Source organism: Reyranella sp. (genome assembly GCF_030651995.1).
Lineage (GTDB): Bacteria > Pseudomonadota > Alphaproteobacteria > Reyranellales > Reyranellaceae > Reyranella.
Map to the genome: position 1 here is coordinate 16,152 of NZ_JAUSBN010000062.1, position 11,267 is coordinate 27,418.

General features: G+C 66.6%; 12 protein-coding genes. 8 read left to right on the forward strand and 4 right to left on the reverse strand.

Annotated features, from left to right (window positions below):
• Positions 1-113: 113 nt before the first annotated feature.
• Positions 114-1,769, forward strand: a complete 1,656-nt coding sequence (gene groL / locus Q7V45_RS19235) for a chaperonin GroEL (RefSeq protein ID WP_304854984.1) — start codon at positions 114-116, stop codon at positions 1,767-1,769.
• Between the two features lie 48 nt (positions 1,770-1,817).
• On the forward strand, positions 1,818-2,357 hold the full coding sequence (locus tag Q7V45_RS19240) for a hypothetical protein (protein ID WP_304854987.1): 540 nt from the start codon (positions 1,818-1,820) through the stop codon (positions 2,355-2,357).
• A gap of 33 nt (positions 2,358-2,390) precedes the next feature.
• Here Q7V45_RS19240 and Q7V45_RS19245 read toward each other — a convergent pair whose 3' ends face one another.
• Positions 2,391-2,675, reverse strand: coding sequence for an acyl carrier protein (locus Q7V45_RS19245; RefSeq protein WP_304854988.1), 285 nt, complete (start codon positions 2,673-2,675; stop codon positions 2,391-2,393).
• Positions 2,676-3,164: 489 nt separating this feature from the next.
• Here Q7V45_RS19245 and Q7V45_RS19250 point away from each other — a divergent pair, with 489 nt between their 5' ends.
• The 6 genes from Q7V45_RS19250 (at position 3,165) to Q7V45_RS19275 (ending at position 9,481) form a co-directional block, all read left to right on the forward strand.
• Positions 3,165-3,842, forward strand: coding sequence for a DUF4286 family protein (locus tag Q7V45_RS19250; protein ID WP_304854989.1), 678 nt, complete (start codon positions 3,165-3,167; stop codon positions 3,840-3,842).
• Positions 3,843-3,889: 47 nt separating this feature from the next.
• Positions 3,890-4,741 carry a sulfite oxidase heme-binding subunit YedZ gene (locus tag Q7V45_RS19255; protein ID WP_304854992.1) on the forward strand — a complete coding sequence of 284 codons (852 nt, stop codon included), beginning with the start codon at positions 3,890-3,892 and terminating at the stop codon, positions 4,739-4,741.
• Between the two features lie 12 nt (positions 4,742-4,753).
• Positions 4,754-5,440: a molybdate ABC transporter permease subunit gene (gene modB / locus Q7V45_RS19260; RefSeq protein ID WP_304854995.1), complete on the forward strand. Its 687-nt coding sequence runs from the start codon at positions 4,754-4,756 to the stop codon at positions 5,438-5,440.
• The gene (gene modC / locus Q7V45_RS19265; RefSeq protein ID WP_304854998.1) at positions 5,437-6,498 is read left to right on the forward strand and encodes a molybdenum ABC transporter ATP-binding protein; all 1,062 of its coding nucleotides are present in this window, start codon (positions 5,437-5,439) and stop codon (positions 6,496-6,498) included. Before modB ends, modC begins: the two co-directional genes overlap by 4 nt.
• Before the next feature lie 55 nt (positions 6,499-6,553).
• On the forward strand, positions 6,554-8,182 hold the full coding sequence (locus Q7V45_RS19270) for an FMN-binding glutamate synthase family protein (protein WP_304855000.1): 1,629 nt from the start codon (positions 6,554-6,556) through the stop codon (positions 8,180-8,182).
• A 69-nt stretch (positions 8,183-8,251) separates the two neighbouring features.
• Positions 8,252-9,481 carry a PLP-dependent aminotransferase family protein gene (locus Q7V45_RS19275; protein ID WP_304855002.1) on the forward strand — a complete coding sequence of 410 codons (1,230 nt, stop codon included), beginning with the start codon at positions 8,252-8,254 and terminating at the stop codon, positions 9,479-9,481.
• Between the two features lie 71 nt (positions 9,482-9,552).
• Here the strand turns inward: Q7V45_RS19275 and Q7V45_RS19280 are convergent, their stop codons facing one another.
• Genes Q7V45_RS19280 through Q7V45_RS19290 form a run of 3 tightly spaced genes read right to left on the reverse strand, consistent with a single transcriptional unit; the run spans position 9,553 to position 11,175 of the window.
• Entirely contained in the window at positions 9,553-9,972 is a 420-nt protein-coding gene (locus Q7V45_RS19280; RefSeq protein WP_304855004.1) for a VOC family protein, read from the reverse strand.
• A gap of 14 nt (positions 9,973-9,986) precedes the next feature.
• Positions 9,987-10,613, reverse strand: a complete 627-nt coding sequence (locus Q7V45_RS19285) for a YceI family protein (protein WP_304855006.1) — start codon at positions 10,611-10,613, stop codon at positions 9,987-9,989.
• A gap of 25 nt (positions 10,614-10,638) precedes the next feature.
• Positions 10,639-11,175 (reverse strand): SRPBCC family protein, encoded by a 537-nt coding sequence (locus tag Q7V45_RS19290; protein WP_304855007.1) that lies wholly within the window; start codon positions 11,173-11,175, stop codon positions 10,639-10,641.
• Positions 11,176-11,267: the final 92 nt, after the last annotated feature.

The window sequence follows — 11,267 nt, forward strand, 5'->3', positions numbered from 1 at the left end:
CCTCGCCATTGCCCCTCTTAATCACCATGTTAAGAGGAGGCGCCGCACCGCGGCCCGATCAGGTCTGCCCGTCAGACCGACCCATTCAGAACACCTCTCGGGGGCGAAACGCCATGTCCGCTAAGGAAGTCCGCTTCGGCGGCGACGCGCGCACGCGCATGATGCGCGGGGTCGACATGCTGGCCGATTCCGTGAAGGTGACGCTCGGTCCCAAGGGCCGCAACGTCGTGCTGGCCAAGTCCTACGGCGCGCCGCGCATCACCAAGGACGGCGTCACCGTCGCCAAGGAGGTCGAACTCTCCGACCGCTTCGAGAACATGGGTGCGCAGCTCGTCCGCGAGGTCGCGACCCGCACCTCCGACACGGCGGGCGACGGCACCACCACGGCCACCGTGCTGGCCCAGGCGATCACGCGGGAAGGCCTGAGATCGGTCGCCGCCGGCATGAACCCGATGGACCTCAAGCGCGGCATCGACCTTGCCGCCGACTGGGTGATCGAGGAGCTGAAGCGCCGTGCCCGCAAGGTCTCGACCAGCGAGGAGATCGCCCAGGTCGGCACCGTGTCCGCAAACGGCGACAAGACGATCGGCAAGATGATCGCCGAGGCCATGAAGAAAGTCGGCAACGAGGGGGTCATCACCATCGAGGAGGCGACCACGCTCGGTTCCGAGCTGGAGGTCGTCGAGGGCATGCAGTTCGACCGCGGCTACCTCTCACCCTATTTCGTGACCAACGCCGCCAAGATGAGCTGCGAACTCGAAAACCCCTACATCCTACTCCACGACAAGAAGCTCTCGGGCCTCTCGACCGTGCTGCCGCTGCTCGAGCTGGTGGCGCAGTCGGGCAAGCCGTTGCTCATCATCGCCGAAGACATCGATGCCGAGGTGCTGGCCACCCTGGTGGTCAACAAGCTGCGCGGCGGCCTCAAGGTCGCGGCCGTGAAGGCGCCGGGCTTCGGCGACCGCCGCAAGGACATGCTGGGCGACATCGCGATCCTCACGGCGGCGCAGGAAATCTCCGAGGATCTCGGAACGAAGCTGGAGACCGTGACGCTCGAGATGCTGGGCACTGCCAAGCGCGTCCACATCGACAAGGACAACACCACCATCATCGACGGCGCCGGCAAGAAGAAGGACATCGAGGCGCGCGTGAAGCAGATCCGCGCCCAGATCGACAAGGTCGAGTCCGACTACGACCGCGAGAAGCTGCAGGAGCGGCTGGCCAAGCTCGCGGGCGGCGTCGCCATCATCAAGGTGGGCGGCGGCTCGGAGTTCGCGGTCAAGGAGAAGAAGGATCGCGTCGAGGACGCCATGCACGCCACCAAGGCGGCGGTCGAGGAGGGCGTGGTCGCCGGCGGCGGTGCCGCTTTGCTCTACGCCACCCGCGCCCTCAAGGACTGCCGGGGCGCCAATCCAGACCAGCAGGCCGGCATCGACATCGTCCGCCGCGCGCTGCAGGCGCCGGTGCGCCAGATTGCCCAGAATGCCGGCCATGACGGGGCGGTGGTGGCCGGTCACATGCTGGAGCAGAAGGACGCCAACTTCGGCTTCGACGCCCAGAAGGGCGAGTATGGCGACATGATCAAGGCCGGAATCATCGACCCGGTGAAGATCGTCCGCACCGCGCTGCAGGGCGCCGCTTCCGTGGCAGGCCTGCTCGTCACCACCGAGGCCATGATCGCCGAGCTGCCCGATGCGGGCGGTGGTGCCGGTGGCATGGCCGGCGGCATGGGGGGAATGGGTGGCGGCATGGGGGGCATGGGCTTCTAGCCCGTGCCCTCGCGGTCGCGAACGAGCAAACCTTGCCGCGGAGGCCCGATGACCCTGCGTCCGGAATATTCCCTCGGCCACTCGGCCTACAACGACTTCCTGTTCGGCTCGCTCGGCCAGGATACGGCGGGCACGGAGGTCACCGTCCTCTCGGCCTTGTCGCGACTCGGCATCGATCCGTGGCAGGAGGCGGCGCGTCTCGCATCCCTGCCGCGCGACACGGCAGCCGAAGCTCTGGCCGCCACCATCCTGCGATTGCCCGACAGGACGGGCCCGGACACCGAGGTGCCGAAGATCGCGGCCCGCCTGGTGGCCTTGTTGCCGGAGGGCGCCGTCGCGGACATCCCGCAGACCAAAGAGGCCCGCGTCGCGTCGCTGGAAGCGGCCAAGTCCGGACGGGCGAGTGACAAGGTGGAGCCGGGCGCGAGCGTGACCACGAAGCGTGCCGCTGTCGTGAAACCGAAAGCCGGTCTCACGACCTGGCTGATGTGGGGCGCACTGGCCCTGGCGTTCTATTTCCTGATCGTGCAGCTCACGCCGACCCGCAGTCTCGAACCCGAGCGACGGGAAACCCAGCAGGGTTCCTGAAGGGTGAAGGTTCTCGGCACCCGGCCGTGAAGCCTAGGCCCCTCGCCGACGATCGATGAGCGCAACGAGGTCGTCGACGGTGACCAGCCTGTCGGATTCAGCGTCCGAGATCTCGACGCCGAACACATCCTCAGCCGCCATGACCAGCTCGACGAAGTCGAGGCTCGTCGCGCCGAGGTCGGCCACGAGGGCGGCATCGCCGCGCGCCCGATCGGGCGGAATGCCGAGGACGGACCCAACGATTTCCCGCACCTGGGCCGGGAGGGTTCGAAGTCCGGATGTGGGGACCGAAGGTGTCTGCGTGCCGGAGAGCATCATGGCGAACCTCAGATTGGTTAATCGGGCGGGCGTCTGCGCGCGACCCAAGCCTTTCCAATGACTTACAACGCAACCCGCTCCCAACGGTTGCGTTGGCGGCGAGCCCCCCGTTTACTTATCCGCGATACGCCATCTTCAACACAGTGATGGCCGGCCAGCCGTCCCCAATCCACTGCTCTTCGTCAGGAAGCGCCGACCGGTGTCCGAAGCAGAGCGTAGGAGACGACCAGCACCGCGAGGATGACCGGCAACAGGAAAGGCGGATCGTACCAGTGATTCATGCATGCGCTCCTCCAGTGAGGGCGGGAGCACATGCCTCTCTCAGCCATCGCAAGCCAAACGACAAGTGGGCGATGGTGTCCCTGTTTACACGCGGCACCGATCACTGTCGAGGAAGCGCTCTCCGTTGGATGCCCAGGAAAGATGTCACGGCGCCCTCGCGAAATGCTAGATTGCGCGGGCTCCGGAGCGTCCACGACAGGAGTTTTGATGCCCCTCCTCGGCAAGGGAATGCTGCTCACGTTCACCGACGTGGCTGCGCGTGACGAGCGTGACTACAACGAATGGTACAATCGCGAACATATCGACGATCGTGTGAACCTGCCGGGTTTCCATCGCGGCCGGCGGTACGCCGCGGTCAGCGCCAAGCCCAAGTATCTCGCGGTCTACGAATGCGACACCGTCGCCATCCTCGGCACGACGAACTATCTGAAGACGCTGGACCACCAGACACCGTGGAGCCAGCGGGTCATGGCGCGCTTCACGCATTTCGTCCGGATGACCCTGCGCATCCATGCCGACCAGACGCACGGGGTGGGCGCGGCCCTGGCGACGGTGCGCTTCGTGCCCGACCCGCACCGGCGCAAGGCGTTGGTCCAGTGGCTCTCCGAGCAGGCGCTGCCGAAGCTGATCGCGCGTCCCGGCGTGCTGGGCGCCGCCGTCGGCGAGAACGATCTCGAAGTGGTTCACGCGCCCCTGCAGGACAAGAGCATGGATCATCCCAGGGCCGACGAGTCCGAATGGGTCGTGTTGATCGAGGGCTCGGATGTCGCGGCCGTGGGCGCCGCCGCGCGGTCCCTGTTCACGCAGACACGCCGCAGATCCTTCGGCATCGAAGCCGCCCCCACGATCGGCACCTGGCGCTTCCTCTTCGGCAACCAGCGATGACGTATCTTTGACCCGCTGTTGATCGAGCCATCGCTTAGGGTCGCCTCGTGTCCAATCAGCGCATCATCTTCTGGCTGAGGCTCGCGACGCTGGTCGCCCTCTGCCTGCCCGCCGTCGATCTCGCCTGGCGCTGGTACGCCGGCGATCTCGAGCCACGCCCCGTGACGTTCGCCACCCACGCCACCGGCGACTGGGCCGTCGTGTTCCTGCTGGTCTCGCTGGCGCTGACGCCGGCGCGCGCGGTGTTCGACTGGTCGCCGCTGATCCATATCCGGCGATGGGTCGGCGTCGCGGCAGCGCTCTACGCCACAGCCCACCTGCTGATCTACGTGCTCGACCAGAAGTGGAACCTGATCGTCGTCGCCACCGAGATCGTGAAGCGCTTCTATCTCACCATCGGCTTCGTGGCCCTCCTCGCCCTGGTGGCGCTGGCGATCACCTCGACCAACGGCTGGCAGAAGCGGCTGAAGCGCAACTGGAAGCGCCTGCACTGGCTGGTCTATCCCGCCGTCACGCTGGCCCTCCTGCACTTCTTCATCCAGTCGAAGGTCAAGATCGGCGAGGCCGCCTTCGCCGCCGGACTGTTCGTCTGGCTGATGCTGTGGCGCGTGCTGCCCGTGCGGTTGCGCACGAGCTTCGCCGGGCTGCTCCTGCTGGCCGCCGCCGCCACGCTGGTCACGGTGGCTTTCGAAGCCGCGTGGTACGGGCTGGTGAACGGGATCGATCCGATGCGCGTGCTGGCCGCCAACCTCGATCCCGAACTGGTGCCGCGACCGGCGCAGAAGGTGCTGGCGGTCTCGCTGCTGGTGATCGGGCTGGTCGCGCTGCGGCGCGGGCTCGCGGCGGCGAGCAGGCTCTGGACGCAGCGCTATATCCGAAGGACTATATCGCCTTCCTGATCGGAAGAGGACATGACTCCGGACGAATGGACGGCCGTACGGCTGAGCCTCCTGATCGCCACCACGGCGACGCTCTGCAGCCTGCCGTTCGGCATCGCCATCGCCTGGCTGCTCGCGCGCAGACGCTTCTGGGGCAAGAGCCTGCTCGACACGCTGGTCCATCTGCCGTTGATCCTGCCGCCCGTCGTCACCGGTTATCTGCTGCTCCTGTCGTTCGGCCGGCGCGGACCGATCGGCGGCTTCCTGGCCGAGGAGTTCGGCATCGTCTTTTCCTTCCGCTGGACCGGCGCCGCGCTCGCCTGCGCCGTCATGGGCTTTCCGCTGCTGGTGCGCGCCATCCGCCTGTCCATCGAGGCGGTCGACCAGCGCCTCGAAGCCGCCGCGGGCACCTTGGGCGCCCATCCGCTCTGGGTCTTCGCGACCATCACCCTGCCGCTCTGCCTGCCCGGCATCATCGCCGGCGCGATCCTCGCCTTCGCCAAGTCGATGGGCGAGTTCGGCGCCACCATAACCTTCGTCTCCAACATCCCGGGCGAGACGCAGACCCTGCCGTCCCTGATCTACACCTTGACCCAGGTACCGGGGGGCGACGCCGCCGCGATGCGCCTCACCCTTGTTTCGATCGCGATCTCCATGCTGGCGCTGCTGGGGTCCGAGCTGCTGGCCAAGCGCATCGGCGCGCGGCGGCAGACGGCATGAGCCTCGACGTCGACGTCGACCACAGGCGCGGTGCCTTCAGGCTCCAGGCCCGCTTCACCGCCGCCCCGGGGCTGACGGCGCTGTTCGGCCGCTCGGGCTCCGGCAAGACCAGCCTGGTCAACATCGTGGGCGGCTTGATCCGTCCCGACCGCGGCCGCGTCGCCATCGACGGGCAGGCCCTCGTCGATACCGAACGGGGCGTCATCGTGCCCGCGCATCGACGGCGCATCGGCTACGTCTTCCAGGACAGCCGCCTGTTCCCGCATCTCAGCGTACGGCGCAACCTCCTCTACGGACGCTGGTTCGCGCGGGGAGGCGGCGGCGCGACGGCGGACCTCGGCGCGGTGATCGAGCTGCTGGGCATCGGCCATCTGCTCGAGCGCCATCCGGACTCGCTGTCGGGCGGCGAGAAGCAGAGGGTCGCCATCGGCCGGGCCCTGCTCGCGCGGCCGCGGCTGGTCCTCATGGACGAGCCCCTCGCCTCGCTCGACGAAGCGCGGCGCGCCGAGATCCTGCCCTACATCGAACGGCTGCGCGACGAAGCCGGCGTCCCCATCCTCTATGTCAGCCATTCGGTCGCCGAGGTGGCGCGGCTCGCCACGACGGTCGTGATCATGAGCGAGGGCACGGTCACGGCGGTCGGGCCGGTCCAGGACATCCTGCCGATCGCCGACGCCACGGATGGCGGCGCGATGCTGGAGGCGCGGATCGTCCGGCACGACGAGACGTTCCATCTGTCGGTGCTGGAAAGCGCCGCCGGGGAGCTGCAGGTGCCGCGTCTCGATGCGCCCGTCGGCGCGCCGGTGCGCGCCTACATCCGGTCGCGGGACGTGATGATCAGCCTGCAGCGTCCCGAGGATATCAGCGCGCTGAACGTGCTGGCGGGGCGAATCGCGTCGATTACCCCGACAGCCACCGCGCAGGCCGATATCCGCCTGGACTGCAACGGCGCCGTCCTGATGGCCCGGCTGACGGCCAAGTCGGTCGATCGGCTGGCCCTGGTCCCCGGGCGGCCGGTCTACGCGGTCGTCAAGAGCGTGTCATTCGAACGCAGTTAACTGCGCTAGAGTGAGGACGGGCATCCGGCCCACCAATGAAGCCTGGGGAAACCGAATGAAATCGATGTCGCTGCCGCTGCCGCTCACGCCGCGATTCATCACCTGGACGCTGGCGACCGCCTTCGCCGTGCTGCTGGGCGCCGCCTGGGCCGTCGATCCGCGCTCGTGGTGGATCGGCGTTGGCTTCCTCATCGCCCTCTTCCTCGCCGGCGTGGGCCTCTACGACTATTTCCAGACCAAGCACGCGGTGCTGCGCAACTATCCCATCGCCGCGCACCTGCGCTTCATCTTCGAGGCGATCCGGCCCGAGATGCGCCAGTACTTCTTCGAGGGCGAGAAGGACGGGCTGCCGTTTCCGCGCGACCGGCGCGCGATCGTCTACCAGCGCGCCAAGCTGGTGCTGGACGTGCGGCCCTTCGGCACCAACTACGACGTCTATGCCGAAGGCTACGAGTGGATGACACACTCGATTGCGCCCACGCCGGTCAGCAAGGAGCCGTTCCGCATCACCATCGGCGGGCCCGACTGCACGCAGCCCTACTCCGCCTCGATCTTCAACATCTCGGCCATGAGCTTCGGGTCGCTCAGCGCCAATGCCATCCGCGCCCTGAACGGCGGCGCCAGGCTGGGCCGCTTCGCGCACGATACCGGCGAGGGCGGCTACAGCCCCTATCACCGCGAGGGCGGCGGCGACATCATCTGGGAGATCGGCTCCGGCTATTTCGGCGCCCGCAACCCCGACGGCACCTTCTCGGCCGAGAAATTCGCCGCCGGCGCCGCCAACCCGCAGGTCAAGATGGTCGAGCTGAAGCTCAGCCAGGGCGCCAAGCCCGGCCATGGCGGCGTACTGCCGGCCCCCAAGGTCAGCGAGGAGATCGCCCTGACCCGCGGCGTGCCGGTCGGCGTGGACTGCATCTCGCCCTCGCACCACACCGCCTTCACCACGCCCATCGAGATGATGAAGTTCATCGGCGAGATGCGCCGTCTCTCGGGCGGCAAGCCGGCCGGCTTCAAGCTCTGCGTCGGCCACGAATGGGAGTTCCTCGCGATCTGCAAGGCGATGCTGGAGACCGGCATCTATCCCGACTTCATCGTCGTCGACGGCAAGGAGGGCGGCACCGGCGCCGCGCCCATGGAATTCCTCGACCATGTCGGCAAGCCGATGCGGCAGGGCCTGCACATCGTGCACAACGCCCTGGTCGGCATCGGCGCCCGTCAGCGAATCAAGATCGGCGTCGCCGGCAAGATCATCACCGCCTTCGACATCATCCGGGCGATGGCGCTGGGCGCCGACTGGTGCAATTCGGCGCGCGGCTTCATGTTCGCGGTCGGCTGCATCCAGTCGCAGTCCTGCCACACCGACCGTTGCCCCACGGGGGTGGCCACCCAGGATCCGACGCGCCAGCGCGCCCTGGTCGTGCCGGACAAGATGGAGCGCGTGGTGAATTTCCACCGCGCCACCCTGCACGAACTGGCCGAACTCACCGCCGCCGCGGGCCTCGACCATCCGGCCGACTTCAAGCCCATCCATATCTCCCGTCGCATCTCGCCCAGCGTCGTAGCGACCTATGCCGACCTCTATCCGGCGCTGGCCGAGGGTGAGCTGGTGTCGGGCACCAGCGACAAGCGTTGGCGCCGGGCCTGGGACATGGCCCACACCGATTCGTTCCGCGCGACGGCCTGAATCCGCGCAAACCGGTTGCGAATTTTCTTCGGTTGGCCCAGCAATTGGCCAACCGAAGAGGAAACGACCATGACCGCTCCGTTTGATTTTGCGCCCCTGCTGGCGCCCGGCACGCCCGCTCCCGCCGCCAAGTGGAACGGCTTCCCGAAGTACAACTTCATCGGCGGCCACAACGACGCCGGCAACGTGCCCGTCCAGGCGCTGATCGATGCGGCGACGTCGGTGCTGACACGCGAGGGCGCGACGCTCGCGACCTACGGGCTGAACAGCGGGCCACTGGGCTACAAGCCGCTGCGTGAGTTCCTTTCGGCCAAGCTCAGGGACCATGCCGGCATCGAGTGCGCCGCGGACGAGATCCTGATCACCTCGGGCTCGATGCAGGGCCTCGACCTGATCAACAGCCTGCTGGTGACGAAGGGCGACACCGTCATCATCGAGCAGGAGACCTATGGCGGCGCGCTCACCAAGCTGAACAAGCTGGGCGCCAACGTGATCGGCATCCCGCTCGACGACGAGGGCCTGCGGCTCGACGTGCTGAAGCAGAAGCTCGAGGAACTGAAGCAGAAGGGCATCACGCCCAAGTACATCTACACGATCCCGACGGTGCAGAACCCGACCGGCGCCATCATGGGCGAGGCGCGCCGCGCCGAGCTGCTGAAGATCGCCGCCGAATACGGCGTCATGATCTTCGAGGACGAGTGCTATTCCGACCTGATCTGGAGCGGCAAGCGCCCGCCCTCGCTCTACGCCATGGCCAAGGGCGAAGGCGTCATCTTCATCGGCTCCTTCTCCAAGTCGATCGCCCCGGCGCTGCGGGTCGGCTACATCGTGGCCAAGTGGGACATCCTCGGCCGCATCCTCGGCCTCAAGCAGGATGCGGGTTCCGGCGCGCTCGAACAGATGGTGCTGGCGGAGTTCTGCACCCAGCATTTCGCCAACCACGTGCCGAAGCTCAACAAGACCCTGGCGGCCAAGCTGCAGGTCCTGAGGGAGGCGCTGGCCGAACAGTTCGGCACCGAAGCCGAGTTCGGCGACCCCGAGGGCGGCATCTACCTCTGGATCAAGCTGCCGGACCAGGTCGACACGACCAAGCTCGCCCAGGCGGCGCTGGCTGCCGGCGTCTCGCTCAATCCCGGCCCGGAATGGTCGACCAACAAGGAATATGCCCGCTCGCGCCTGCGGCTCTGCTTCGCCAATCCCGAGCCCGAGACGATCCGCAAGGGCGTCGAGGTTCTGGCCGAAGTCTGCCGCCGCGAATTCGGCGTGCCACTGCGCTCCGCCAACGTCGAGAAGAAGTAGGCATTGCTTCAAGCAGAAAGGCCCGGCGGATCACTCCGCCGGGCCTTTTCCATTTCTCAAGAGCGCGACGCTCACATCTCCTGCGGCACCATCACCATCCACGAAACGCCGAACTTGTCGGCGACGCAGCCGAAGCGCGGCGAGAAGAACGTCTTGCCGATCGGCATCTGGATCTGGCCGTCCCTGGCCAGCGCCTCGAAGGCCCTGTCGGCCTCCGCTTCGGTCGCGACATCGAGGGCAAGAGAGAAGCCCTGGAAGTTCGTCCTGCCGTCATTCGCCATGCCGTCCGAACACATGATCATCGCCTCGCCGATCCGCAGGCTGGCATGCATCACCGCCTCGGGATCGACTTTCATGTGTTCCGCCGCGCCGGTATCGGGATTCTCCTTGAAGCGCATCATCATCTCGACCTTGGCGCCGAGCCTTTCCTGGTAGAAGGCGAGCGCCTCCTCGCAACGGCCGTTGAAAAACAAATAGGGCTGGACAGCCATTTCATCCTCCTCGGTTACGGGGTCCTCTCGAACTCGGTGTCGATCTGGATCTGGATGGGGTCGGCGAACAGCGGCGGCAGGCCGTAGTCCTGCGGGTTGATCGTCGCAACGGCATGGACGCCGATCCGCGGCTTGCCCTCGAAGCCCTTGCCCGCGCCGCCCAGCTCGACGTCGAAGGTGACGGGCCTGGTCTTGCCCATCAGGGTGAACTGCCCCTCGACCCTGCCGCGCGTCCTGTCGACCGGCTTGAACGACGTCGAGACGAAGGTGGCTTCGGGGAAGGCCCTGGACTTCAGGAAGTTGTCGCCCGCCAGCTCCTCGGCGAAGCCCTTCACGTTGGTCGTGATCGAGGCGGTTTCGACCGAGGCCGAGAGCTTCGACGTCTCGATCGCCGCCGGATCCCAGGTGAGCGAACCCTTCGCGCGATCGAAGCGGAACACGCTCTGCGAATAGCCGATATGGGAGACGCGAACGATCACCGCGGTGTGCTGCTCGTCGAGCGTGTAGGTTCCGGCCGTCGCCAGCGCGATGTCGCGCTCGCCGGCGAACACTCCCGGCGGCAAGGTCGCCGGCGCCTGGGCCAGCGCGGCCGCGGGCCCTAGCGCCAGAGCAATGGCAAGCGTGCGCAGCATGCGGTTCATCCGATCCTCCTCGACAAGCGTGACTTCACTTCTCGACGACGGTCCTCAGCTTCGCCAATCCTGCCGCGAAATCCCGGCCGATCATGTCGTCCATGTCCATGAAAGTGCCGATCAGCTTGGTCATGAAGGTGCTGGGACCGTACATCGCCCAGGTGACAATCGTCTGACCGCCCTTCGGTTCCACGGTCAGCTCGGCCATGTTGTGACCTTCGAAGGGCTTGAGGAAATCGAGCTTGATCACCACCCTGTGCGGCGGCGTCGAATCGACGATCTCCATGCGGCCCTTGCCGACAGCGTCGTTGCCGTCCCATTCGTAGACCGCGCCCTTGCCGCTGTCGGCGCCGCTGTAGGCGCGCTTCATCGCCGGGTCGCGGCCCTCGTAGGGCGACCACTCGGTCCAGCGCTTCAGTCCTTCGATATAGGGAAAGATCTTCTCGGGTGGCGCGTTCATCGCCGTCGACCGCTCGACGCGAAATGAATCGGGCCTCGTCGAGGCATAGACCAGAATCACCGCAATGGTCGCCAGGAGGACGGCCCCAACGATCGTCAGGATCTTCCGCATGCGGACCTCGCGTCTAATTACTTAACCATTGAGTTAATCATTTAGGGTGATACGATAACTGTCGTCAATAATCCATGGCCATACTTCCTTAT